Genomic DNA, 23,960 nt, shown 5'->3' with positions numbered 1-23,960 from the left:
AGGCAAGAACCATGAGCTTCCGCAACATCTCGGCCTGGTGCATTCGCAACCCGGTTCCCCCGATCGTGCTCTTCATCGCGCTGCTGCTGACCGGCATCTACGCCTTCGCGACGATGGAGATCACGAACAACCCGGACATCGATTTTCCGGCCGCCAACGTGAACATCTCCCAGCCGGGCGCCGCCCCGTCGGAGATGGTCAACCAGGTGACCCAGAAGGTCGAGGCCGCGGTGCGCGGTGTCGACGGCGTGGACGAGATCAATTCGGACGTTCGCGAAGGCAACAGCAACACCTTCATCCAGTTCAAGATCGGCACTCCGACTGACCGCGCGGTCAATGACGTCAAGGCGGCGATCGACCAGATCCGCGGCGACCTTCCCGACGGCATCCTCGAACCGCAGGTCAGCCGCGTGAACATCGGCGGCGACGGCTTCGTCTTCATCGCCGTCGAGGCGACCGACATGAGCCTCGAGGAACTCAGCTGGTACGTCGACAGCCTGGTCTCGCGCCGCCTGCTCGCGCAGAGCGGCGTCGCGCAGGTCAGCCGCGAAGGCGGCGTCGACCGCCAGATCCGCGTCATCCTCGATCCCGCGGCACTCCAGTCGCAGGGGATCACTGCGGCGCAGGTCAACCAGCAGCTTCGCGCGATCAACCTCGACGCCCCCGGCGGACGCGCCGAGATCGCCGGCTCCGAACAGACCGTCCGAGTCCTCGGCAACGCCAAGAGCGCCGCCGCGCTCGCTGACACGCAGATCGCCCTCCCCGGTGGCCGCTTCGTCCGCCTCGGCGACATCGCTCAGGTCCGCGACAGCTCGGCCGAGCCGCGCTCGGCGACCGAGCTCGGCGGCCGCCCGGTGGTCAGCTTCAACGTCGCCCGCGCCAAGGGCGCCTCGGACGTCACTGCTTACGAGAATACCTGGGCCGAGCTGCGCAAGATCGAGAAGGAGGACCCGCGCGTCCGCTTCGTCGAGATCAACAACAGCGTCGACTATACGAAGGGCCAGTATTCGAGCTCCATGCACGCGCTGATCGAAGGCGCCGTGCTGGCCGTTCTCGTGGTCTTCCTGTTCCTTCGCGACGTCCGCGCCACCGTCATCTCGGCGGTCGCCATCCCGCTCTCGGCGATCCCGGCCTTCTGGTTCATGGACCTCATGTCCATCAACCTGAACTTCCTCTCGCTGCTCGCGCTTGCGCTGGTCGCGGGCGTGCTCGTCGACGATGCGATCGTGGAGATCGAGAACATCGTCCGCCACATGCGCATGGGCAAGAGCGCCTACCAGGCGTCGATCGACGCGGCGGACGAGATCGGCCTCGCCGTCCTTGCCACCACCATGTCGATCGTCGCGGTGTTCCTCCCCGTGGCGCTGATGCCCGGCATCTCGGGCCAGTTCTTCCGCAACTTCGGCTACACGGTCGTCCTCGCGGTCTTCATGAGCCTGCTCGTCGCGCGCATGATCACCCCGCTCATGGCCGCCTATTTCCTCCGCAGCGGCGGCGTCCAGGAACATGCCTCGGGCAAGTGGATGGAGCGCTACCTCAATGCGCTGCGCTGGACGATCGACAGCCGCAAGGCGGTCGCCACCCGTGATCGCGCCTCGGGCTTCCTCGGCCGCCGCTGGGCGCGGATTCACGATCATCGCATCTGGATGGTCGGAGTCGGCTTCCTGATCCTGATCGCCACCGGCATCGGCATCAGCACGCTGTCGATGACCTTCCAGCCGCAGCTCGATCTGCCCAACAGCACGATCCGCATCGGCCTCGCGCCGGGGACCACGCTCGACCAGACCAAGGAAGTCACGCGCCGGGTCACCGACATCGTGCTGCAGAATCCGAACGTCGAGAACGTCTTCCAGCGCAGCTTCACCTCGTCGGCCTTCATCAACGTCGTCTACAAGAAGGACCGCGACGCCAAGAGCTACGAGATCGAGCGCGAGATCACGCCCAAGCTCGCGCAAATCGCCGACGCGCGGGTCAACTTCATGAGCCAGGGCGGCGGCGGTCCGGGCAGCGGCGGGCGTCCGATCACCCTCTATCTCGGCGGTGACGATCCCGCGAAGCTGGCGGTGGCCGCGGCCAAGATCTCGGACGAGATGCAGACCATTCCGATGCTGGTCGCCCCGCGCGTCCAGGGCGACGTGGTCCGGCCGGAAATCCGCATCAAGCCGCGCTTCGACCTCGCCGCGGACCTCGGCGTCAGCACCTCGGCGCTGGCCCAGACCATCCGCATCGCGACCATCGGCGACATCGACCAGAACAGCGCGCGCTTCTCGCTGTCGGACCGCCAGGTCCCGATCATCGTCAGCCTCGACAAGTCCGAGCGCCGGGACATCGCCACGCTCGAGAATCTGCCGGTGCCCACGGGGAGCGGCGGATCGGTCCCGCTGAAGTCGGTCGCCGAGATCACCTTCGGCTCGGGCCCGGTGACCGTGAACCGCACCAACCAGATGTATCGCATCGCGGTCGGCGCGGACCTCATCCCCAACGCCGTCAGCGGCGATGCGTGGAAGCAGATCGATCAGCTTCCGACGATGAAGAACCTCCCGGCGGGCGTGCAGCGCCTGACGCTCGGCGACCAGAAGTGGCAGCAGGAGCTGATCTTCAACTTCGTCCTCGCGGTGTTCGCGGGCATCGCCCTCGTGTTCGCGGTGCTGGTGCTGCTCTACCGCCGCTTCCTCGCGCCTCTGGTGAACTTGGGGTCGCTGCTGCTCGCGCCGCTCGGCGCGGTCATCGCGCTCCACGCCGCCGGCCAGCCGCTAAGCCTGCCGGTATTCATCGGCTTGCTCATGCTGTTCGGCATCGTCGCCAAGAACTCGATCCTGCTGGTCGACTTCGCGGTCGAGATGATGGACCATGGCATGACCAAGGACGAGGCGATCGTCGAGGCCGGGCACAAGCGCGCCCAGCCGATCGTCATGACCACGGTGGCGATGGTCGCGGGCATGATCCCGATCGCGCTCAGCCTCACCGGCGACGGAAGCTGGCGTGCGCCGATGGGCGTGACGGTGATCGGCGGCCTCCTCATGTCGACCTTCCTCACCCTGCTGCTGGTCCCGGCCTACTTCAGCCTGGCGATCGACATCGAATCCTGGATCGGGCGCAAGCTCGGCCGGCACCTTCGCGCCACCGCGCATGAGGTTCCGGAAGCGGTCGACGAGCCCCGTGCTCCCGGCAGCGCGGGAATTCCCCAGCCGGCGGAGTGAACCCGACCGAGGGTTCGGCTATTGAGCGGTTCGGATGACACGTACCGGACCGCTTACCCGCTTTAACCCGGCCCAGCCCGGCGCCGCCGGCATGAAGCTGGTGGCGACCGGCCTGCTGGTCGTCATGGCCCTGCTCTATGCCGGGACGCGCGCGCTGGAACCGCGTTATCCCTGGCTCAGCTTCGTCAAGGCGTTCGCCGAGGCAGCGATGGTCGGCGGGCTCGCCGACTGGTTCGCCGTGACCGCGCTCTTTCGCCATCCGCTCGGGCTGCCGATCCCCCACACCGCCATCATCCCGCGCAACAAGGACCGGATCGGTCTCGCCCTTGCCGGCTTCATCCGCGACAATTTCCTCGTCGCGCGCGTGGTTGCACGGCGCATGCGCGGGATCGACGTCGCCAGCGCGGCGGGCCGTTTCCTTCGCACCCCGAGCGGCGAGGGCAATCGCATCCGCCGCGGCGCCTCGCGCCTCATCGCCGACCTGTTCGAAGGCCTCGACGACGAACGGCTCGGCGGGATCGTCAAGGGTGCTATCTCCGCGCGTCTGGCCAAGACCGAAGTCTCTCCCCTACTCGGCGCGGCCCTCGCCTCGGCGATCGAGGACAATCGCCATGTGCCGATGCTCGAGGCGGCGATCCGCGCGCTTGCCCGTGCACTCGACGCCAACGAGCCGCTGATCCGGGAGATGGTCAAGAATCGCGCCAGCTGGGTGCTTCGCCTCGCCGCGCTCGACGAGAAACTCTCCGACGCGATCCTCGACGGCCTGCGCAAGCTCACCGTCGAGATGAGCACCGACCCCGACCATCCCGTCCGCGAGAAGACGGTCGAAGCGCTCGGCCAGCTCGCCCACGATCTCCAGCACAAGCCCGAGACCCGGGCCCGGGTCGAGGCGTGGAAGGAAGAGCTGCTCGCCAACCGATCGGTCGCCCAGTGGCTCGACCGACTGTGGCAGCGCGGACGGGCCGCGGTCATTGCCGCCGCGCGCGATCCCGACGCGGCCATGGCGGGCCGGATGGGCGAGGTCCTGCGCTCGGCCGGCGCGACCCTCGAGGGCGATCCTCGCATCCGCCAGGCGGTCAACCAGTTCGTCCGCCGCGCGGTCGCGGGCATGGCGTCCAGCTACGGCGGGTCGATCGTCAGCCTCGTCAGCGATACCATCCGCGGCTGGGACGCGAAGACGGTCACCGAACGGCTCGAATCCGCCGTCGGCCGCGACCTTCAGTATATCCGAATCAACGGCACCATCGTCGGCGGACTGGTCGGTCTCGCGCTCCATGTCCTCGACTCCATCTAGCCCGACCGGCTAGGGGGCGCGCCATGACGTCGGCCGAAACCCGCTCCTTCACCGTCTCCCCGGACGACGATGGCATCCGCCTCGACCGCTGGTTCAAGCGCCACATGGGCGAGGAAGTCAGCTTCAACCTCGTCTCGCGCTGGGCTCGGACGGGCCAGCTTCGGCTCGACGACCGGAAGGCGACGCCGGGCGACCGGATTCAGACCGGGCAGATCATCCGCATCCCGCCGGCCGACCAGACCCCCGAGCGCAGCGGAAGGCCCCAGCGCCAGCTCGAGCCGCTGACCGAGGACGAGCGCCTGTTCGTCCAGGAGATGGTGATCGAGGCGACTCCCGACGCCTTCGTGCTCAACAAGCCTCCGGGCCTCGCCACCCAGGGCGGAACCAAGACCGACCAGCATCTCGACCGCCTGCTCGATGGCCTCGCCGACGAAATGGGCAATCGCCCCAAGCTGGTCCACCGCCTCGACAAGGACACCAGCGGCGTGCTCCTCGTCGCCCGCTCGGCCCGCTCGGCGGCCTATTTCTCCAAGAGCTTCTCGGGCCGCACGGCGCGCAAGGTCTATTGGGCGATCGTCGTCGGCGACCTCGGGCAGGACGAAGGCCTGATCGACGCGCCGCTCGCCAAGCAGCCCGGCACCGGCGGCGAGAAGATGCATGTCAGCGAGGAGGGCCAGGCCGCCCGCACCCGCTGGCGGGTAATCGACCGCGCCGGCACCCGCGCGGCCTGGGTCGAGCTGCAGCCGCTGACGGGCCGCACCCACCAGCTGCGCGCCCACATGGCCTATCTCGGCCATCCGATCGTCGGCGACGCGAAATATGGCGGCGCCGATGCCTTCCTGACCGGCGGGATCAGCCGCAAGCTCCATCTTCACGCCCGCCGCCTCAAGATCGACGCGCCCGGCAACAAGGAGATCGACGTCTCGGCCGAGCTTCCCGGTCATTTCGCCGAAAGTCTCGCCACCCTCGGGTTCGAGACCAGGGCCGGCGATAACATGCCGCTCGATCGGCCGGATCCGGCCAAGGATAAGGTGGTAAAGGCTCGCCGCGTGGCGGCCGCGGCCAAGACCGCGCGCAAGGAACGCAAGGGCGAACGGCGCTCGCGCGGGGCCTCGACCCCTGCCCGCGGGACCCGCGCCAAGAGCCCGCCCAAGGGCCGCCGATGATCCGCTGCGCCATCTTCGACTGCGACGGGACGCTCGTCGATTCGGGCGGGACCATCCATCGCGCGCTCGGCATGGCCTTCGATGCCCATGGCATTCCGCTGCCTCCGCGCCAGGAGGCGCAGAAGGTCATCGGCCTATCGCTGGTGGAGGCGATGGCCGCGCTTGCCCCCGACCTCGACGGCGACACGCATCGCGCCATGTCCGAGACCTACAAGCAGGGCTTCGTCACCCTCCGCGGGCAATCGCAGGTCGAGGAGCCCTTGTTCGACGGCATTCTCGAACTGCTCGACCGGCTCGAGGCGAGCGGCTGGCTGCTCGCGGTGGCCACCGGCAAGTCGGACCGGGGGCTTCGCCACTGCCTGACGAGCCACGGCATCCATGCCCGCTTCCTGTCGCTCCAGACCGCTGATCGCCACCCGTCCAAGCCCCATCCGTCGATGGCCCTCCAGGCCATGGCCGAGTGCGGCGCTGCCCCGGAGCAGTGCGTCGTGATCGGTGACACTGGCTGGGACATGGGCATGGCGAAGAGCGCCGGCATGCACGCGATCGGGGCGCTGTGGGGCTATCATGACGCCGAGGAACTGCGCGCCGCGGGTGCCGACCGCCTGGCCGCCGCGCCGGCCGAGGTCTTCGACCAGGCCGAGCAACTGGTGACGGTGACGGCATGAGCGAGCAGCAGGATGCCCTCTGGGCCAAACGCTTCCGGATCTTCGCGCTTCTTCGGATATCGGGCCTCGCCCTGTTCCTGATCGGCATGGCGATCACCTTCAGCGACCTCGTCCAGCCGGACGGCGACCTCGCGCTTGGCATGGTGGTGATCGGATGCGGGCTCGTCGAGGCGCTGCTCGGCCCCGTCCTCCTCCGCCAGTCGTGGGAAAAGGCCGACCGCAAGTGAAGCGCTTCTGGAAGGATGTCGCCGCCATCGCGGGCGATGACGGCTGGCGGATCGAGCTCGACGGCCGCCCGGTCCAGACCCCTGCCCGTGCGCCGCTTCGGCTAGCGAACGCCGCCCTCGCGCAAGCCGTCGCTGGCGAATGGCGCGATGCCGGCGAGGAGATCGACCCGCGCAAGATGCCGCTGACGGGTCTTGCCAATGCCGCGATCGACCGGGTCGCACCGGCCGCCGACGCCTTCGCCGCCGGCCTCGCCCGCTACGCCGCCAACGACCTCTTCTGCTATCGCGCCGACCATCCCCGCGGCCTCGTCGCCGCCCAGGCTTCGGCCTGGGATCCGCTGCTGCACTGGGCCCGCCGCCGCTACGACGTCGACTTCGTGGTCACCGAGGGCGTGGCCCCCGTCGACCAGCCCGGCGCGACGATCGAGCGCCTCGGCCATGCGGTCCGGGCGCTCGATCCCTTCACGCTGGCGGGCATGTCGCCGCTCGTGACGGTCGGCGGCTCGCTGGTCGCCGCGCTGGCCCTGCTCGAGGAAGCGACATCGCCGGACGATGCCTGGGCGGCGGTCACCGTCGATGAACGCTGGCAGCTCGATCAGTGGGGAAGCGACGCCGAAGCCGAGAAGGCGCTCGCCGCCCGGCAGGCCGACTTCACCGCCGGCGCCACCTTCCTCGCCCTGCTCCGGGCCTAGCGCCCGGCGACCAGATCGCGGACGAAGGGCACGAGGCCGAGCTGGCGCTGCCGCTTCAGCCGCTCGGCCGCGACGATCGCCTGGACCTGCGCGAGGCAATCGTCGGTGCTGCGGTTGACCAGCACATAATCATATTCGGCCCAGTGGCTGATCTCGCTCGCCGCCCGCGCCATCCGCGAGGCGACGACCTCCGGGCTGTCGGTCCCGCGCGCGGTCAGGCGCCGCTCCAGTTCGGTCATTGAGGGCGGGAGAATGAAGATCCGCACAAGATCCTCGCCCATCGCGGCGTGAAGCTGCTGCGTCCCCTGCCAGTCGATGTCGAAGAGGATGTCCCGCCCGGCCTTGAGCGCCGCCTTCACCGGCGCCTTGGGGGTTCCGTAGAGGTGATCGAACACCGGCGCCCATTCGACGAATTCGCCTTCCTCGATCAGCTGCTCGAACTGGGCGGGATCGACGAAATGATAATCCACATCGTCGCGTTCGCCCGGGCGCATCGGCCGGGTCGTCGCCGAAATCGACATGGTCACTTCGGGATCGGCCTTCAGCAGCATCCTGCTGATGGTCGACTTGCCGGCACCCGAAGGCGATGAGAGCACGATGAGGAGGCCGCGGCGGGTGCGCTGAGCTTGGTCCATGCGCGCTCTTGCCGCGAGCCCGCCCCCACCGTCAATGCTGCAGGTGCGAACAAACCCTTGCAAAATTGTGCGGCGCACTATATTGTGCACTGCAACAAGGGAAATATCATGAGCGACAACATCGTCACCGACGGCATCGAAGCCGTCACCGAGACTGTCGAAGCGGTGGAGACTGCCGTCGTCGACGCCGTGAAGAAGGTCAACGCCCGCCGGGTGAAGACCGAGCGCAAGCCGCGGGCCCGCAAGGCCGCCGGCGTCACCAGTAAGCCGCGCGCCGCGAAGATCGCAGCGCCCGCCACCGAACAGAAGGAATTTGCCGTGAACTTCGATCCGACCAACTGGACCAATTTCCAGGCCTTCGCGAACCTCCCGGGCGCCGACCGTTTCCAGACCATGTTCGCCGAAGCCGGCAGCCGTGGCCAGGAAGCGCTCGAGAAGAGCCGCCGCGCCGCCGAGGAACTGGCTGACCTGGCCCGTGCCAATGTCGAAGCCGTCGTCGAAGCCGGCAAGATCGCCGCGACCGGTGCCAAGAGCGTCGGCGAGGATGCCCTTCAGCGCACCCGCGAAGGCCTCGAGCAGAATGTCGCCGAGTTCAAGAGCCTCGCCCAGGCCCAGAGCCCGAGCGAATTCTTCCAGCTCCAGAGCGAGATCGCCAAGCAGAACTTCGACCGCGTCGTCGCCAGCTTCAGCCAGCTGACCGAGGCGACCGTCAAGCTTGCCGGCGAGGCGATCCAGCCGCTGCAGAACCGCGCCGCGGTCAGCGCCGAGAAGATCAACGAACTGACTGCCTGATAACCCTCCTCCTGTCAGGCACTTCAGCGCGGCCGCCCCTTGCGTACCAAGGGGCGGCCGCCATCGTTTTAAGGCGGCACACCGTCGCATGTCCGCCTTGGCAAGCCTGCGCCCCCTCCACTATCTAAGGGCATAATGGTTCAACGCATCATCATGGCCGGCGAAGACGACGTCCCCGGAAAGGGCGACGGGGTCGAGGAGATCGAGCGCGGGGTCGTCACCCGCACCCGGCCGCGCACCCGCAAGCCGAGCAACTACAAGGTGCTCATGCTCAACGACGATTATACTCCGATGGAGTTCGTCGTCCTATGCCTGCAGCGCTTCTTCAACATGGGGATCGAGGACGCGACCCGGGTCATGCTCCAGGTCCACCAGCAGGGCGTCGCCGTCTGCGGCGTCTTCACCTACGAAGTCGCCGAGACCAAGGTCAGTCAGGTCACCGACTTTGCGCGGGAAAACCAGCATCCCTTGCAGTGCACGCTCGAAAAGGCCTGAGCCCGCCTGGGCGATAGCGCCAGCGGCCCGCTCCCGGCGTCGCGCCCCTTGCACCCCCGGAACGAAGCCCTAAAGGCGCAAAATGGACTCCATCCTCATCCAGGGCGGGACTCGCCTCGAAGGCGCAATCCCCATTTCCGGCGCCAAGAACAGTGCGCTCACCTTGCTGCCCTGTGCCCTCCTTACCGCCGACAAGCTCACGCTGACCAACCTGCCGCGTCTCGCCGACGTCGACAGCTTCGGCCACCTTCTCAACGGGCTTGGCGTGTCGACCAAGATCGAGGGCGTGAAGAAGGGCGAGTTCGGTCGGCGGATGACGCTTCAGGCCGCCGAGATCGCCTCGACCGTCGCGCCCTACGACATGGTTCGCCGGATGCGGGCGTCGATCCTCGTGCTCGGGCCGATGCTCGCCCGCGAAGGGGAGGCGACCGTGTCGCTGCCGGGCGGCTGCGCGATCGGCGACCGGCCGATCGACCTTCACCTCCGAGCACTCGAAGCCCTCGGCGCCGAGATCGAGCTTGCCGCCGGCTATGTGAAGGCGAGCGCGCCCAAGGGCCGCATCTCGGGCGGCGACTACAGCTTCCCGGTGGTCTCGGTCGGCGCGACCGAAAATGCTTTGATGGCCGCCGCCACGGCCAACGGTCGAAGCCAGCTCTTCAACGCCGCCCGCGAACCCGAGATCGTCGATCTCTGCAACCTGCTGGTCGCGATGGGCGCCCGGATCGACGGCATCGGGTCGTCCCACCTCATCATCGACGGCGTCGATAGCCTGCACGGCTGCACCTATGCGGTCATGCCGGACCGGATCGAAGCGGGCAGCTACGCCTGCGCGGCCGGAATCACCGGCGGCAGCCTCGACCTCATTGGCGCGCGCCCAGAGGATATGCTGGCGACTACCAATGCGCTCGCCCAGTGCGGCCTGATCGTCGAATTCCACGACAAGGGTATCAAGGTCAGCGCCGACGGGCCGCTCAAGCCGCTCGCCCTGTCGACCGCTCCCTTCCCGGGGTTCCCGACCGACATGCAGGCGCAGTTCATGGCGATGCTCTGCCGCACCAACGGCGAGAGCTTCCTCGAGGAGACCATCTTCGAGAACCGCTACATGCACGTGCCCGAGCTTCGCCGCATGGGCGCCAACATCGACGTGCGCGGCCGCTCGGCGATCGTCCATGGCGTGCCCAAGCTGACCGGCGCGCAGGTGATGGCGACCGACCTTCGTGCCTCGATGAGCCTCATTCTCGCCGGCCTCGCCGCCGAAGGCGAGACCGAGGTGCTTCGAGTCTACCATCTCGATCGCGGCTACGAACGCCTGGAAGAGAAGCTCTCGGCGGTCGGCGCGACGATCGAGCGCAAGAGCGCGGGCTAGTCGGCGGCGGTCAGCTGCCGCTGGCCGCCCTGCTTGAACACCTGTCCCCACTTCATCACGAAGCCGACATTCTCCAGCTGGCGGACATCGGCCAGCGGATCGCCGTCGACCGCGATGATGTCGGCGTCCTTGCCGGCCTGGATGGTGCCGGCGACGTCCGACACGCCCAGAAGGTCGGCGGCGTTCACCGTCGCCGTCCGGATCGCGTCCGCCGGCGCCATGCCATTCTTGACCATGAGCGCGAATTCCTTCGCATTCTGGCCGTGCGGACTGACCGCGCTGTCGGTCCCGAAGGCGATCTTCACACCCTCGCGGACCGCCCGCGCGAAGCTCTTCTCGGCATTGCCGAACGCGGCCTTCGCCTTCTCGAACTGCGCCGGGGTCAGCGCGCCGCGTGCGCCATCGGCATAGGCCGCGGCGGGCGCGACCAGCGTCGGGACGTAATAGGCCCCGGTCTGCTTATAGAGGCGGAAGGTCTCGTCGTTGGTGAAGGTGCCATGCTCGATCGAGCTGACGCCGGCCCGCAGCGCGGCATTGATCCCGTCGGCACCATGGGCATGGGCCGCGGTCTTGCGGCCGAAGGACCGCGCGGTCTCGACGATCGCCCGCATCTCGTCCTCGGCCATCTGCTGGTTTAGCCCGCCCGCGACATTGCTGAGCACGCCGCCGGTCGCGGCGAACTTCACCACGTCGGCGCCGTCGCGGATCTGCTCGCGGGTGGCGCGGCGGCAATCGTCGGGCCCGTTGCAAACGTTGCTGTCATGCGCGTGGGCAATCTCCGCCAGCTCGCGATTGACCCCGTTGGCCGGATCCCCGTGCCCGCCCGAGACCGACACCATCCGCGCCGCCATCACGATGCTCGGACCGACCAGCGCGCCATTGTTGATGGCATTCTTCAGCGCTCGGACCGTCGGCGGATCGCCACCGAGGTCGCGGACGGTGGTGAAGCCCGCGCCCAGCGTCTTCTTGGCATTGGCGAGCGCGGTATAGGCTTCGTCCTCGTCGTTGCGGACCGGCGCTTGGAGCCGCGCCTGGAGCCGGTCGTCGAGACCAGCGAGGTGGACATGGCTGTCGATGAATCCCGGCATCACCGTGCTCGACCGAAGCTCGATCACGCGCGCGCCGGGCAGATCGACGAAGCCGTCGCGGACCTCGAGGATCTTGCGTCCCTGCACGATCACCGAGGCGTTGCGCCGCGGCGCCTTGCCGGGAACGTCGATCAGGGTGCCGGCATGGATGACGGTGACGGGCGGGGCGGGAGTGGCGGCGGCCTGGGCCGCCAGTGCGAGGGCGAGTGCGATCATGAGCGGGAGCTTAGGGATCGGCGCGCGTCTGCCAATAGGCATATGCCGCCTCCTGCAGCCGCCGGACCAGCGCCTGCGCCTTGGGCCCGGTCCATTCGCCCGAAAAGCGATGCCGCTCCCAGCTCGAGATCCACCAGCCCTGCCCCGGAAGCCCGTCGGACTGGCGTACCACCAGCACCGCCAGCTCGGGCTCGCCCGCGGCCTCGGCCGCGTCGTCGACCACCGCCAGCGTCTTGCACAGGGCGCGCATCTTGGGACGGCTGAAGGGATAGCCGAGCCGCTCCAGCAGTTCGGAATAGGTCAAGGGATGGCCGGCGGCCGCGGCGGCGAGGAGGTGGCCGCGGACCTCCTGCGGGTCCGACAGGCTCACCCCTGCGGCTGTTCCGCGACCGGGGTCATCTCGTAGACGTCGACCTTCGATCCGGTGATCGAATAGGGCAGCACCAGCCGGAAGCGCATCGGGCCAATCCGCTCGAACACCCCGGCCATGTCGCGCTTGGCATCGGCGCCATAGGCCTTGGCCGCCTCGCGCTCGCCAAGCGCCAGCGTCCCGAGAAAGATGAGCCGCGTCGCCGTATCGTCTTCCCACAGGCGACCCGCCGGCCGCTCGGTCCCGGTCTGCTTGACCACGGTCAGCAGCTCGCCCTCGACATCGACGTAACAGAAGAAGGGCTTGAAGCGGACGAGGGCCGGGGCCCGGGGCGCGCTCTTGCCGAGCCGGACCAGCCGGCAATTGTACGACCCGGGGGTCGGCGCCGGACGAGCCAGCGCGGCGCCCGGGCGGAGGAGGTCGCCTTCCTCGCGGATTGCGACCCCGAAGCGGCCCGCCCGCGCTTCGGCCAATCCTTCGCTCCACGCCATCGGCAGGCGGCGGAGGCGATCGACGTCGGGCGCGTTGGCGACCTGCTGCCAGACGTCGGACTTGGTCGGCGGAAGCGCGACCGCGGTCGGACGCGGCGGCGGCGATCCGCGATTGAGGCCGAGGTCGGCACAGCCGGCGAGGAGCCCGAGGGCGGCGGCAATCAAAAGGGGCCGGGCGGTCTGCATGGTCGTCCTCACGCTAGCATAGCCTTGTCCCCCGTCCATCTCCGGAAGCAGGGAAATTAGTTAACAAATAGTTGCGATGGCGTCGCGACCCGGCCAAGGCGCGACCGATGGACGCCCCTTCCCGCCCCGCCGCCGACCGCGCCCGCACTGGCCTTGCCCTCGGGGTCGGGGCCTATGCGATGTGGGGCCTGCTTCCGATCTACTTCAAGCTGCTGGTCGGGGTACCCGCGGTCGCCATCGTTGCGCACCGGATCGTCTGGTCGCTGCTGGTCCTCGCCGCCCTCCTCACCGTCGCCAAGGCCTGGCGCGAGGTCGGGGTCGCGCTCCGCCATCCCGGCTCGGTCAAGCTGCTCCTCGCCACCAGCCTGCTGATCGGGACCAACTGGCTAATCTACGTCTATGCGGTGAACAGCGGGCACATCCTCGCCGGCAGCCTCGGCTATTATCTCAATCCCCTCGCCAACATCCTGCTCGGCCGCTTCGTCCTGCGCGAGCCGCTGAGCCGGCCGCGATGGCTGGCGGTGGGCATCGCCGGGGTGGGCGTGTCGATCCTCGCGGTAGGCGCGCTGTCGCACCTCTGGATCAGCCTCGCCCTGTGCATTTCCTTCGCGCTCTACGGCCTGCTCCGGAAGATCGCCCATGTCGACGCGACCGCCGGGCTGGGGATCGAAACCGCGCTCCTGTTCCTTCCCGCCGTCGCCTGGCTGGCCTGGGCCAGCGGAGGCAGCGCGCCGGTGTGGGGGCTCGACACCACCGACACCTGGCTTCTGGTCGGAAGCGGGATCGCCTCGACCATCCCCCTCCTCCTGTTCACCGCGGCGGCGCGGCGACTCCCTTATTCGACGCTCGGCATCCTCCAGTTTATCGCCCCGACCCTCCAATTCCTGGTCGCGGTGTTCCTTTATGGCGAGCCGTTCACCACCAGCCACGCCCTCGCCTTCGCCTGCATCTGGACGGCGGCGATCATCTATCTCCTGTCGGCGCTGCGTGGCGGTGCGTCGAACGTCGAAGCACCGGAATGACGCGGCACTGGACATCCGCACGTGACCTACCCACATAAGACACCATGCTGAACCTCGTCTCGATCCTCGTTGGTCTCGTCGCCCTCGTCCTGACTGCCGTCGCCTTCCTGCCGTTGCTCGGCTGGGCCAACTGGCTGATCCTGCCGCTGGCGGTGGTCGGGGCCGGGATCGGCGCGATGAGCGGCGGGTCCAAGGCCGGTCGCAACCTGTGCATCTTCGTGATCGTGGTCGGCATTCTCCGGCTGATGCTGGGCGGGGGCATCCTCTAGGCCAAAGCCCCCTCCGCCCCTTCGGGTCACCTCCCCCTGAAGGGGGAGGGGCTATCTTGTCCTGACGTACCTCCCTGGCGCGTCCTCGATCGCTTTCTTCTTGCTCTTGCCGGGGATTCGGGCGCCGGCGGCGGGGACCCGCGCTGGGGCCTTCTTCTCGAGCCAGGCGAGCCAGTCGGGCCACCAGCTCCCCTTCACCTCGGTCGCGCCGGCGATGAAGTCGTCGAGCGTCCTCGGCTCACCCTCATTGACCCAATATTGATATTTGCCCGCGCTCGGTGGGTTGACCACGCCCGCGATATGGCCCGAGCCGGCGAGCACGAAGCGCTTCTCGCCGGGCACATGGTCCATGATCTTCCAGACGCTCTGCGGCGGCGCGATATGGTCCTCGCGCCCGGCCTGGATGTAGAGCGGCGTGGTGATGGCCGAGAGGTCGATCGGCGTGCCGTCGACGCTGATCCCGCCGCGCTCGACCAGCTTGTTCCCCTTGTAGAGCGTCTCGAGATAGTCGCGATGCCAGCCCGCGGGCAGGTTGGTGACGTCGCCATTCCAGTGGAGCAGGTCGAAGGGCGGCGGCTCCTTGCCCAGCAGGTAATTGTTGACGACATAGTTCCAGACAAGGTCGCGGCCGCGAAGCTGGTTGAAGGTCGCCGCCATCACCCGCCCGTCGACGATCCCCGTCTCCGCCGACATCTGCCCGAGCAGCGCCATCGTCTCGTCGCCGAGGAACAGGCGAAGGTCCCCCGCATCGGCGAAATCGACCTGCGCGGTAAAGAAGGTGGCCGAGGCGACCTTGCCCGCTTCCCCGCGCGCCGCGAGCAGCGCCAGGGTCGCGGCGAGCGTGGTGCCCGCGACGCAATAGCCGATGGTGTGGACGGCCTCGACGCCGAGCAGGTCGCGAACGGTGTCGATCGCGTCGATCTGGCCGCGCAGGACATAATCGTCGAGTGTCACGTCGCGCAGGCTCTCGTCGGCCGACTTCCAGCTGACCATGAAGAGCGAAATGCCGTTCTCGACGCACCAGCGGACGAAGCTCTTCTCGGCGGTCAGGTCGAGGATGTAGTAGCGGTTGATCCACGGCGGGAAGATCACCAGCGGGGTCTCGAACACCGTCTCGGTGGTCGGGGCGTAATGGATGAGCTGGTAGAGCGGGGTCTCGTGGATGACCTTGCCGGGGGTGGTCGCGAGGTTGCGGCCGACCTCGTAGGCACCCTTGGGCACCTGCGCCAACTGCCCGGCCTTCATGTCGTCGAGCATGTTGCGAAGGCCGTTGAGCAGATTTTCGCCGCGGCTTTCGAGGGTCGCCTTCAGCACCTGCGGGTTGGTAAGGGCGAAGTTGGACGGGCTCATCGCGTCGAGCACGCCGCGGGTCAGGAACTTCAGCCGCTGGTGCGCCTCGGCATCGAGCCCCTCGGCCTCGTCGACCGACTTCATCATCTGGTCGGAGATGGCGAGATAGGACTGGCGGATGGTGTCGTAGACCGGATGGTCGCGCCATTCGGGCGCGGCGAAGCGCTTGTCCTTGCGCTCGGCCGCGTCGGACATGGCACCGAGCATCTGGCCCCAGGCCTCGAGCCCCTTGCTCCAGGCGTCGGCGCCGGCGGTCATCAGCGCCATCGGATCGGGTGCGGGCGGAAGCTTGAACCCGGGCGCGGCCTCCCCCGCCTTCCAGCTGTCGGACCAGCTTTCGAGGAGCATCTGCTGAGCCCGGCCGATGACCAGGGTCCAGTGCTGCCAGTCCTCGAGAGTCGGGAAGGCCGTGGTCGTCTCGTTCGTCATACGCAGGGCCCTAGAGCGGCGAAGTTGACGAAGTTGACACAGTCCGGGGTCCTTGCGGCCCCCTCTCCCGCGCCGGGTCGGAAGGCTGAGGGAAGGAGGCGAGCACAAGCCGAATGCATGAGTCGAAGCATGGCACAGAAAGGGGCCTGTAGGACAGCCTCACGCCGATCCGCCCGGTGGAGCGTCCGGCGCAGCCCCGCCCTCTCGACTTGGGGTCGCCGGTCCGGGCATGAGGGACCGGCATGACGCCCGATCTTCCCGCCCCCACCCTGCCGATGGCGATGCAGGCGCTCGACATCTTCGGAATCGCGGTGTTCGCCATTTCGGGCGCGCTGCTGGCGGCGGAAAAGAAGCAGACCCTCGTCACCTTCGTCTTCTTCGCGGTGGTGACCGGGGTCGGCGGGGGGACCTTGCGCGACCTCCTGATCGGGGCACCGGTCTTCTGGGTGCACCGCAACCTCGTGCTCCTCATCTGCATCGGCGCGGCGCTGCTGGTGTGGCTGACCAGCCGCCGCTGGTTCGCCGGCTCGGCGCTCCTGTGGTTCGACGCGCTCGGGCTCGGCGCCTACGCCACTTATGGCGCGGCCAAGGCGCTGGCGTTCGGGATCGCCCCGGTGCCGGCCTTCGCCATGGGCGTGCTGACCGCCTGCGCGGGCGGGATCATCCGCGATGTGCTGGCGGGCGAGCCCTCGATCCTGATGCGCCCCGAACTCTATGTCACCGCGGCGGCGCTGAGCGCGGGGCTGCTGGTCGGGCTGACCCTTCTGGGGCTGGTCGGCTGGCCGGCGGCGCTGGTCGCGGCGGTGGCGGGATTCGGTCTTCGCGGGCTGGCGATCGCGCGCGGCTGGAGCCTTCCCGCCTACCAGGAATGAGCCTCGGCCCTCAGGGCTTGAGCAAAATCTTGAGCGCGCCTTGGAGCCACGGCCACCGACCGAGCGGCTCGACCAGCAGGTTGAACAGATTGACCCCCAGCGCGAGCAAGGTCGCGGGGTGGTTCCAGCGGCCGTAGCGATGCGCCGCCCAGAACAGGAGGGCGATGATGATTCCGGTCGCCACGTAGAGCGGGGTCAGCACCACGACCGGATCGTTCGGGCCGAGCTGCATGATCCAGAGGAACTGCAGCCCGCGGCCGAACGAGGGCATCATGATGATGAACACCGTCGAGACCAGCCACCAGGCATGGTCCTCGAGTGAGCGGCGAAGGCGGATGGCCTGGATGATGGCGACGATGAAGGCGCTCATCATCACCAGCTCGACCGCGGCGATGCCATAGAAGAACCACGGGCCGAAGGCGGCGAACTGGTCCGGGTGGAGCGCCGAATTCTCGGCGTTGACGATGTCGCGGGCGAGCGCCGCAAGCGCGGTCAGCGCCACGCCGCCGGCGAGGAAGAAGCCGATCATCCCCCAGGTGCGGTGGCGATCGATCTGGCCGTGGGTCGCAAGCCAGGGCTGGGTGATGAGGAACAGGTACCAGAGGGTCGCGGTCCAGTAATGGACGTGGACGGCCCAGGCATTGTCCGAGAAGTCGCCCCAATAGTCGCGGAGGATCCCGGCCTGCATGATGACCATCGGCAGGACCATCCACAGCGCCAGGCTGCGATAGGCCTCGAGACCACGCCGGCCAGCGACTGCCGTCATCGTACTTTCCCCCGTTTCTTGCCCGCCCGCTTGGTAACCCAAAGTCGCGGCAAGGCAAAAGGCTGGCGGTCCGCCGGGGGGACGGACCGCCAGGAGAGAGGTGTCAGGCCTCGGCGGGCTCGCGCGCGCTGGTCAGGACCTGGAGCAGTTCCTCGGCGGCCTGCTCGCTCGACTGCGGGTTCTGGCCGGTGATGAGGAGGCCGTCGCGGACGACATAGGGCTTGAAGGTCGCGCCCTTCGAATAGTCGCCGCCGAGCCGCTTCAACTCGTCCTCGAGGAGGAAGGGAACGACGTCGGTGAGCTTCACCGCTTCCTCTTCCTCGTTGGTGAAGCCGGTGACCTTGCGGCCCTTGACCAAGGGCTCGCCGCCGGGCGCGGTGACGTTCTTGAGCACCGCCGGCGCGTGGCAGACGAGGGCGACCGGCTTGTCGGCGCCGAGCGTGGTCTCGATCAGCGACTTGGAGTCGGCGTCATTGGCGAGGTCCCACAGCGGGCCGTGACCACCCGGATAGAAGACGGCGTCGAACTGCGCCGGGTCGATCGAGGAGAGGACTTCGGTGGAAGCGAGCTGGGCCTTGGCGGCCTCGTCCTGCTTGAAGCGCTCGGTCGCCTCGGTCTGGGCGTCGGGCTCGTCGCTCTTGGGATCGAGCGGCGGCTGGCCGCCCTTGGGGCTGGCGAGGGTGATGTCGTGGCCGGCGTCCTTGAGGACGTAATAGGGAGCCGCGAATTCCTCGAGCCAGAAGCCGGTCTTCTTGCCGGTGTCGCCGAGCTGGTCGTGGCTGGTGAGGACCATCAGTATCTTCATGGGTGCGCCTGTCTTTCGAAATGTCTTTGCCCCGCCCCGGCGCTCAACGACATAGGAAGCGATCGGTTCGCTTTTAAGACGGTCTTTTGCATCCCATATGACGGGCATGGTGTGGGACCTTCGCGGCGCGCTCCTGAAGAAGGAGGAGAAGGAATCGGCGCGGCTGGCCGATTTCGACTTCCGGCTGCGGGCGCGGACCTTCCGCCTGCTGGCCGCGCGGCTCGGCGACGATCCCGAGGCGGTGGTGGTGAGGATCGCCGGAAGCGACGATGCCGGGGTGCTCGCCAGCCTCGAGGCAGCGCACGGCCGGGCGCTCGGCGACGACTATGCGGCGTGCCGGGCCGAAGCGCGGGTGCAGCTCATCGCCGAACGCGGCAATCCTGCCCCGGTGCGCCTGCTCTGACCCTTGCCGCAGTGCAGCAGGGGCGGCACAATCGGCGGATGCACACCGATTTCTACCGCATCGAGCGGCTGCCGCCCTACGTCTTCGCCGAAGTGAACGGGATGCGCGCGGCGATGCGGGCGAAGGGCGAGGACGTGATCGACCTCGGCATGGGCAATCCCGACAGCCCGCCCCCGCCGCACGTCATCGCCAAGCTGGCGGAAGTCGCGGCCAAGCCCGACGCGCATGGCTATTCGGCGTCGAAGGGCATTCCGGGGCTAAGGAAGGCGCAGGCGTCTTATTACCAGCGGCGGTTCGGGGTCGACCTCGATCCCGAAAGCGAGATCATCGTAACCCTGGGGTCGAAGGAGGGGCTGGCGAACCTCGCGCAGGCGATCACCGCGCCGGGCGACGTCATCCTCGCGCCCAATCCATCCTATCCGATCCACAGCTTCGGCTTCATCATCGCGGGCGCGGCGATCCGCTCGATCCCGGCGGCACCGGGTCCCGACTTCTTCGAGCGGCTGCGGCTTGCGATGCGCTACACGGTGCCGCGGCCCAAGGCGCTGGTGATCGGCTATCCGAGCAATCCGACAGCCTATGTCGCCGACAAGCCCTTCTACGAAAAGCTCGTCGCCTTCGCCCGCGAGCACCAGATCTGGATCATCTCCGACCTCGCTTATGCCGAAATCTATTTCGGCGAGGAGCCGACCCCGTCGATCCTCAGCGTCGAGGGCGCGAAGGAGGTGGCGGTCGAGTTCACGAGCATGAGCAAGACCTATTCGATGGCCGGGTGGCGGATCGGCTTCGCGGTCGGCAATCCCGAACTGATCGCGGCACTGACGCGGGTGAAGAGCTATCTCGATTACGGCGCCTTCACCCCGATCCAGGCGGCGGCGGTGGCGGCGCTGAACGGGCCGCAGGACTGCGTCGCGGCGACGCGCGAACTCTATCGCAAGCGGCGCGACGTGCTGGTCGAGAGCTTCGGCCGGGCCGGCTGGGACATTCCGGTGCCGCAGGCGTCGATGTTCGCCTGGGCGCCGATCCCCGAGCCCTTCCGGGCGATGGGCAGCATGGAATTCGCCAAGAAGATGCTGGCCGAGGCCGGGGTCGCGGTCGCGCCCGGCGTCGGCTTCGGCGAGGAAGGCGAAGGCTTCGTCCGGATCGCGATGGTCGAGAATGAGCAGCGCCTGCGCCAGGCGGCGCGCGGCGTGAAGAAGCTCCTCAAGAGCGCCTAGGGGAGGATCGTCACCAGGAGGTAGGCGGCGAAGACCACGATGTGGACGGCGCCGTGGAGCACGGTGACGCGCCCGCGGGCGAGCGACATGCTGGCGACGAACAGGGTAAGCGCGAGGAGCACGATGCCCTTGGGATCGAGCCCGAGCGCGAGCGGCAGCTGGAGCCACCAGGAGACGAGCGCGACCGCCGGAATGGTGAGGCCGATCGTCGCCAGCGCCGAGCCGAGCGCGAGGTTGAGGCTGGTCTGGATGCGCCCGATCCGCGCCGCCTTCACCGCCGCAAGCCCTTCGGGAAGGAGGACGATGGCGGCGATGGCGATACCGACCAGCGCGCGCGGGAGGCCGGCCGCGGCGATCGCATTCTCGAGCGGCTTCGACAGCCCCTTGGCGAGCAGCACCACCGCCACCAGGCTGACGAGCAGGAGCAGGAAGGAGCGGACCGCGATTCCCTTGGTCGGGCGGTCGTCGACCTCGTCGCCATGCACGGGCCGGACGAAATAGTCGCGGTGGCGGATGGTCTGGGCGAAGACGAAAGTCAGGTAGAGGATGAGCGCGAAGCCGGCGACGAAGGCGAGCTGGGTGAAGCTGTAGACCGGTCCCGAGACGCTGGTGGTGAAATTGGGCAGGACCAGGGTCAGCACCAGCAAAGCGGCGATGGTGCTGAGCGCGGCATTGGCGCCGGTGCGGATGAAGCGTTGCTCCTCCTTCCGCCGGCCCGCGGCGATCAGGCACAGACCGAGCAGCAGGTTGAGGATGATCATGCTTGCCGCGACCACCGTGTCGCGGGCGAGCGCGCTCGATCCCTCGGGCGCGGCGAGCATCAGGCTGACGATGAGGCCCGTCTCGATGATGGTCACCGCAAGCGCGAGGATCAGCGTGCCGAACGGCTCGCCCACCCGCTCGGCGACCACTTCGGCATGATGGACCGCGGCAAGGACGGTGGCGGCGAGCACGATCGCCGACAGGCCCCACCAGGAAAGGCCAGCGAACTGCAGGGCGACGACGAGGATCGCCAGGATGGGAGAGGCGTCGCTGGCTTTGTGGGTGAGGCTCGTCATCCCGACCGACTAAGGGTCGCGGACCCGGAATGACAAGGTGCAGAGCCCGTCAGAAGAACAGGTAGGCCCCGACGTAGCGCCCGACCAGCGCCGCCATGACGAGGGTGAGCAGGCGTCCCTTGGGCAGCAGCATCGCAAGGAACATCAGGACGACGAGGAGCAGGGTCAGGAACAGCGAGGCCGGGCGGAACAGCTTCGGCGCGATCTCGGGAACGCTGGCATACCAGCCGAGCTGGACGACCAGCAGCACGAAGAGGATGCCGATCACGATCCGGCGGATGCGCATGAAATGCTCATCGAGGCTGTCGAGCTTCTCGACGTCGCGCGGGAAAACCAGCCGCGCGGCCATGTAATAGGCCGCGGCAAAGGCGGTCACCAGCATCAGGCTTTCGCCCGACACCCGAACGATGTCGCGCACCAGCCAGGCCGAGGCCCAGAAGGAAAGGAGGTCGAGGAGCACGAAAGCCGCGAGCAACGGGCTCAGCAACCCGAGCTTCAGCGTCGCGCTGCCCTGCAGCCGTTCCTCGAGGCTCCGGGCGAAACCGCTCAGCACCTCGGCGATCGAGAGACCGAGAAGCAGGCCATAGAGGGCGAACAGGAACTCGAAGTCGCTCATCGGCCGCTACCATGCGGTCGGGATATCGGTTTGACTAGCCAGGGGGCGGACCGCATGAAGCGGGCATGCCGCCGATGCGCAAGAAGGCCGACCTCCCGACCAAGACCTGCGCCAGCTGCGGGCGCCCGTTCACGTGGCGCAAGAAGTGGGAGCGCGACTGGGAGAATGTCCGCTACTGCTCGGACAAGTGCCGGATTACCGGGGCGAAGAGCGGATGACCCCGGCGACCGAGAGCGCGACGGCGGTCGCGCAGATCATCCAGCTGGCGGTGGCGCCGGTGTTCCTGCTGGCGGGCGTCGGCGCCTTCCTCAACGTCTGCGCCTCGCGCCTCGCCCGGATCGTAGATCGCGGACGGAGCCTCGAGCCGATGATCCTTGCCAGCCGCGGGGCGGAGCATGACCGTCTGATCGTCGAACTGCGCACGGTCGACCGGCGAATGCGGCTGGTCAGCAGCGCCATTACGGCGACGGTCGCCTCGGCGGTACTGGTGTGCGCGGTCGTCGTGCTGCTGTTCGCGGCAGCGCTGATCAACCTTCATGTCGGGACCGCGATCGCGCTCCTCTTCATCGGGTCGATGGTGACGCTGGCAACGGGGCTCAGCATCTTCCTCGTCGAGACACGGGTCGCGGCGCGGGCGATCCGGGTCCGCAAGACCCTGCTCGCCCACGAGGTCGAGATCGACGAGGCCGCCGGCGACGAGTGATCAGCTGGTGGGCGCGGGAAGGCTCGCGCCCGGGGTCTGCCATTCGCGCAGTTGGCCATGGTCCTGCATCGCGGCGCGGAAGCTGTGGTCGGCGGGGTCGATCACCAGCCAGCTGTCGGGCCCGCGCACGACCATCATCTCGCCTTCGCGGACCAGCGGACCCGCGCGCATCATCGCGTCGCGGAAACGGGCGCTGTGCCTGCCGAGCCGGGCGTCGAGATCGACGCTGATCGGGCTGTTCTCGATGAGCCCGCTTTCGGACGGGCGGCGGCCGACCATGCCTTCGAGCGCGGACCAGTCGCCGGGCTTCTCGCTCATCACCGCAAGGGTCGGGACGGCCGCGCCCTCGGCGACGACATCGTCGCCCGAGCCGCAGGCGGCGAGCAGGAGGGGAAGCGAAAGGGAGAGCAGGATGAAGCGCATGGGGGCCCAACGCGCGGACCCGCGATAGGCTGCGTTCGTCGTTACCCGGACGGAACGGACGACGCCGCGGGGCGCTTGGTTGCCGCGGGGACGGCTCGGCTCTAGGAGCCTCCCCAAGCCCAACAGGAGGAAGACCCGCCCGTGATCAACGCGTCCCATGTGCTCGACCGAGTGCTCGTCCTCGAGATGGTCCGCGTGACCGAAGCCGCCGCCATCGCCGCCTCCGAGCTGGTCGGCCGGGGCGACGAAAAGGCCGCGGACGCCGCGGCGGTCGAAGCGATGCGCGCGGCGCTGAACGAGCTGCCGATGGATGGCACGGTCGTCATCGGCGAGGGCGAGCGCGACGAGGCGCCGATGCTGTTCATCGGCGAGAAGGTCGGCTCGGAGCAGGGCAGCGGGCCCAAGATCGACATCGCGCTCGATCCGCTCGAAGGCACCACCATCACCGCCAAGGCCGGGCCGAATGCCCTGGCCGTGCTGGCGATCGCCGAAGCGGGCTGCCTCCTCAACGCGCCCGACGTCTACATGGAGAAGCTGGCGATCGGGCCGGGCTATGCGCCGGGCACCGTCAGCCTCGACCGCAGCCCGTCGGAGAATGTCCGCTCGCTGGCCAAGGCGAAGGGCGTCCAGCCGAACGAGATTATCGCCTGCGTCCTCGACCGGCCGCGCCACGCCTCGATCATCGCCGAGCTGCGCGCGCTCGGCTGCGGGATCATGCTGATCCCCGACGGCGACGTCGCCGGGGTCATCGCGACCACCAATCCCGACACCACGGTCGACATCTACATGGGCTCGGGCGGGGCGCCGGAAGGCGTGCTCGCGGCGGCCGCGCTGCGCTGCGTCGGCGGCCAGATCGAGGGCCGGCTCCTGTTCCGCAACGACGACGAGCGGGCCCGCGCGCATCGCTGGGGGATCGAGGACCTCGACCGGATCTACCGGATCGAGGACATGGCGACCGGCGACTGCATCTTCGCCGCGACGGGAGTGACCGACGGATCGCTCCTCAAGGGTGTCAAACGGCGCAAGCATTGCATCACCACCGAGAGCATCGTGATGCGCGCGAGCTCAGGCACGGTGCGGCGGATCGCCGGCGAGCATCGCAAGGACGTTTGACGCTGCCGAAGGGCGCTGTATTGTTGCC

At 68.3% G+C, this 23,960-nt stretch carries 27 protein-coding genes; 17 read left to right on the top strand and 10 right to left on the bottom strand.

Annotated elements, in window-relative coordinates; all coding sequences use genetic code 11:
- The first annotated feature begins 11 nt into the window (after window positions 1-11).
- The 6 genes from AC4GYU_RS05825 to AC4GYU_RS05800 are packed head-to-tail and all read left to right on the top strand — an operon-like array spanning window position 12 to window position 7,247.
- Window positions 12-3,200, top strand: coding sequence for an efflux RND transporter permease subunit (locus AC4GYU_RS05825; RefSeq protein ID WP_491085947.1), 3,189 nt, complete (start codon window positions 12-14; stop codon window positions 3,198-3,200).
- 34 nt (window positions 3,201-3,234) lie between these two features.
- Entirely contained in the window at window positions 3,235-4,494 is a 1,260-nt protein-coding gene (locus tag AC4GYU_RS05820) for a DUF445 domain-containing protein (RefSeq protein WP_491085946.1), read from the top strand.
- Between the two features lie 23 nt (window positions 4,495-4,517).
- A complete protein-coding gene (locus AC4GYU_RS05815) occupies window positions 4,518-5,660 on the top strand; it encodes an RluA family pseudouridine synthase (protein WP_491085945.1) in 1,143 nt (380 codons plus the stop codon).
- The gene (locus AC4GYU_RS05810; RefSeq protein ID WP_491085944.1) at window positions 5,657-6,328 is read left to right on the top strand and encodes an HAD-IA family hydrolase; all 672 of its coding nucleotides are present in this window, start codon (window positions 5,657-5,659) and stop codon (window positions 6,326-6,328) included. Before AC4GYU_RS05815 ends, AC4GYU_RS05810 begins: the two co-directional genes overlap by 4 nt.
- On the top strand, window positions 6,325-6,555 hold the full coding sequence (locus AC4GYU_RS05805; protein ID WP_491085943.1) for a hypothetical protein: 231 nt from the start codon (window positions 6,325-6,327) through the stop codon (window positions 6,553-6,555). The genes AC4GYU_RS05810 and AC4GYU_RS05805 overlap by 4 nt, the downstream gene beginning before the upstream one ends.
- Complete coding sequence (locus AC4GYU_RS05800) at window positions 6,552-7,247, top strand: ATP12 family chaperone protein (RefSeq protein WP_491085942.1); 696 nt, start codon at window positions 6,552-6,554, stop codon at window positions 7,245-7,247. The genes AC4GYU_RS05805 and AC4GYU_RS05800 overlap by 4 nt, the downstream gene beginning before the upstream one ends.
- Here the strand turns inward: AC4GYU_RS05800 and gmk are convergent.
- The gene (gene gmk, locus AC4GYU_RS05795; RefSeq protein WP_491085941.1) at window positions 7,244-7,882 is read right to left on the bottom strand and encodes a guanylate kinase; all 639 of its coding nucleotides are present in this window, start codon (window positions 7,880-7,882) and stop codon (window positions 7,244-7,246) included. The two genes, AC4GYU_RS05800 and gmk, sit on opposite strands and share 4 nt — an antisense overlap.
- Before the next feature lie 108 nt (window positions 7,883-7,990).
- Between gmk and AC4GYU_RS05790 the strand changes: the two genes are divergently transcribed.
- The 3 genes from AC4GYU_RS05790 (at window position 7,991) to murA (ending at window position 10,535) form a co-directional block, all read left to right on the top strand.
- The gene (locus tag AC4GYU_RS05790) at window positions 7,991-8,674 is read left to right on the top strand and encodes a phasin family protein (RefSeq protein ID WP_491085940.1); all 684 of its coding nucleotides are present in this window, start codon (window positions 7,991-7,993) and stop codon (window positions 8,672-8,674) included.
- 153 nt (window positions 8,675-8,827) lie between these two features.
- Window positions 8,828-9,169, top strand: coding sequence for an ATP-dependent Clp protease adapter ClpS (gene clpS, locus AC4GYU_RS05785; RefSeq protein WP_491086888.1), 342 nt, complete (start codon window positions 8,828-8,830; stop codon window positions 9,167-9,169).
- Between the two features lie 82 nt (window positions 9,170-9,251).
- Entirely contained in the window at window positions 9,252-10,535 is a 1,284-nt protein-coding gene (gene murA / locus AC4GYU_RS05780) for a UDP-N-acetylglucosamine 1-carboxyvinyltransferase (RefSeq protein ID WP_491085939.1), read from the top strand.
- On the opposite strand, the gene AC4GYU_RS05775 is transcribed toward murA, so the two are convergent.
- The 3 genes from AC4GYU_RS05775 to AC4GYU_RS05765 are packed head-to-tail and all read right to left on the bottom strand — an operon-like array spanning window position 10,532 to window position 12,898.
- The gene (locus AC4GYU_RS05775) at window positions 10,532-11,839 is read right to left on the bottom strand and encodes a metal-dependent hydrolase family protein (RefSeq protein WP_491085938.1); all 1,308 of its coding nucleotides are present in this window, start codon (window positions 11,837-11,839) and stop codon (window positions 10,532-10,534) included. The genes murA and AC4GYU_RS05775 overlap by 4 nt on opposite strands.
- Before the next feature lie 10 nt (window positions 11,840-11,849).
- Window positions 11,850-12,209 (bottom strand): ribose-phosphate pyrophosphokinase, encoded by a 360-nt coding sequence (locus AC4GYU_RS05770; RefSeq protein ID WP_491085937.1) that lies wholly within the window; start codon window positions 12,207-12,209, stop codon window positions 11,850-11,852.
- Window positions 12,206-12,898 (bottom strand): DUF4893 domain-containing protein, encoded by a 693-nt coding sequence (locus tag AC4GYU_RS05765; RefSeq protein WP_491085936.1) that lies wholly within the window; start codon window positions 12,896-12,898, stop codon window positions 12,206-12,208. Before AC4GYU_RS05765 ends, AC4GYU_RS05770 begins: the two co-directional genes overlap by 4 nt.
- Window positions 12,899-12,993: 95 nt before the next feature.
- On the opposite strand from AC4GYU_RS05765, the gene rarD reads away from it, so the two are divergent.
- Together rarD and AC4GYU_RS05755 are read left to right on the top strand one after the other, a co-directional pair.
- Window positions 12,994-13,908 carry an EamA family transporter RarD gene (gene rarD / locus AC4GYU_RS05760; RefSeq protein WP_491085935.1) on the top strand — a complete coding sequence of 305 codons (915 nt, stop codon included), beginning with the start codon at window positions 12,994-12,996 and terminating at the stop codon, window positions 13,906-13,908.
- A 44-nt stretch (window positions 13,909-13,952) separates the two neighbouring features.
- Window positions 13,953-14,177, top strand: a complete 225-nt coding sequence (locus tag AC4GYU_RS05755; RefSeq protein ID WP_491085934.1) for a hypothetical protein — start codon at window positions 13,953-13,955, stop codon at window positions 14,175-14,177.
- Between the two features lie 51 nt (window positions 14,178-14,228).
- On the opposite strand, the gene AC4GYU_RS05750 is transcribed toward AC4GYU_RS05755, so the two are convergent.
- Window positions 14,229-15,956 (bottom strand): PHA/PHB synthase family protein, encoded by a 1,728-nt coding sequence (locus AC4GYU_RS05750; RefSeq protein ID WP_491085933.1) that lies wholly within the window; start codon window positions 15,954-15,956, stop codon window positions 14,229-14,231.
- 242 nt (window positions 15,957-16,198) lie between these two features.
- Here AC4GYU_RS05750 and AC4GYU_RS05745 point away from each other — a divergent pair, with 242 nt between their 5' ends.
- Window positions 16,199-16,828: a trimeric intracellular cation channel family protein gene (locus AC4GYU_RS05745; protein WP_491085932.1), complete on the top strand. Its 630-nt coding sequence runs from the start codon at window positions 16,199-16,201 to the stop codon at window positions 16,826-16,828.
- A gap of 10 nt (window positions 16,829-16,838) precedes the next feature.
- On the opposite strand, the gene AC4GYU_RS05740 is transcribed toward AC4GYU_RS05745, so the two are convergent.
- Window positions 16,839-17,594 (bottom strand): hypothetical protein, encoded by a 756-nt coding sequence (locus tag AC4GYU_RS05740; protein WP_491085931.1) that lies wholly within the window; start codon window positions 17,592-17,594, stop codon window positions 16,839-16,841.
- A gap of 103 nt (window positions 17,595-17,697) precedes the next feature.
- A complete protein-coding gene (locus AC4GYU_RS05735) occupies window positions 17,698-18,399 on the bottom strand; it encodes a type 1 glutamine amidotransferase domain-containing protein (RefSeq protein ID WP_491085930.1) in 702 nt (233 codons plus the stop codon).
- Window positions 18,400-18,496: 97 nt separating this feature from the next.
- On the opposite strand from AC4GYU_RS05735, the gene AC4GYU_RS05730 reads away from it, so the two are divergent.
- Window positions 18,497-18,802 carry a hypothetical protein gene (locus AC4GYU_RS05730; RefSeq protein ID WP_491085929.1) on the top strand — a complete coding sequence of 102 codons (306 nt, stop codon included), beginning with the start codon at window positions 18,497-18,499 and terminating at the stop codon, window positions 18,800-18,802.
- A gap of 38 nt (window positions 18,803-18,840) precedes the next feature.
- Window positions 18,841-20,019 carry an LL-diaminopimelate aminotransferase gene (locus AC4GYU_RS05725; RefSeq protein ID WP_491085928.1) on the top strand — a complete coding sequence of 393 codons (1,179 nt, stop codon included), beginning with the start codon at window positions 18,841-18,843 and terminating at the stop codon, window positions 20,017-20,019.
- Here the strand turns inward: AC4GYU_RS05725 and AC4GYU_RS05720 are convergent.
- Complete coding sequence (locus AC4GYU_RS05720) at window positions 20,016-21,077, bottom strand: calcium:cation antiporter (protein ID WP_491085927.1); 1,062 nt, start codon at window positions 21,075-21,077, stop codon at window positions 20,016-20,018. The two genes, AC4GYU_RS05725 and AC4GYU_RS05720, sit on opposite strands and share 4 nt — an antisense overlap.
- Window positions 21,078-21,126: 49 nt before the next feature.
- Complete coding sequence (locus AC4GYU_RS05715; RefSeq protein WP_491085926.1) at window positions 21,127-21,693, bottom strand: hypothetical protein; 567 nt, start codon at window positions 21,691-21,693, stop codon at window positions 21,127-21,129.
- Between the two features lie 65 nt (window positions 21,694-21,758).
- Here AC4GYU_RS05715 and AC4GYU_RS05710 point away from each other — a divergent pair, with 65 nt between their 5' ends.
- Window positions 21,759-21,911, top strand: coding sequence for a DUF2256 domain-containing protein (locus tag AC4GYU_RS05710; protein WP_491085925.1), 153 nt, complete (start codon window positions 21,759-21,761; stop codon window positions 21,909-21,911).
- Window positions 21,908-22,396 (top strand): DUF2721 domain-containing protein, encoded by a 489-nt coding sequence (locus tag AC4GYU_RS05705; RefSeq protein WP_491085924.1) that lies wholly within the window; start codon window positions 21,908-21,910, stop codon window positions 22,394-22,396. The genes AC4GYU_RS05710 and AC4GYU_RS05705 overlap by 4 nt, the downstream gene beginning before the upstream one ends.
- Here the strand turns inward: AC4GYU_RS05705 and AC4GYU_RS05700 are convergent, their stop codons facing one another.
- A complete protein-coding gene (locus tag AC4GYU_RS05700; protein WP_491085923.1) occupies window positions 22,397-22,819 on the bottom strand; it encodes a hypothetical protein in 423 nt (140 codons plus the stop codon).
- Between the two features lie 141 nt (window positions 22,820-22,960).
- On the opposite strand from AC4GYU_RS05700, the gene glpX reads away from it, so the two are divergent.
- Window positions 22,961-23,932, top strand: a complete 972-nt coding sequence (gene glpX / locus AC4GYU_RS05695) for a class II fructose-bisphosphatase (RefSeq protein ID WP_491085922.1) — start codon at window positions 22,961-22,963, stop codon at window positions 23,930-23,932.
- The last annotated feature ends 28 nt before the right edge of the window (window positions 23,933-23,960 follow it).

It is taken from the genome of Sphingomonas sp. SP2 (assembly GCF_058313385.1).
This window is presented reverse-complemented; position numbering and strand designations above follow the sequence as displayed.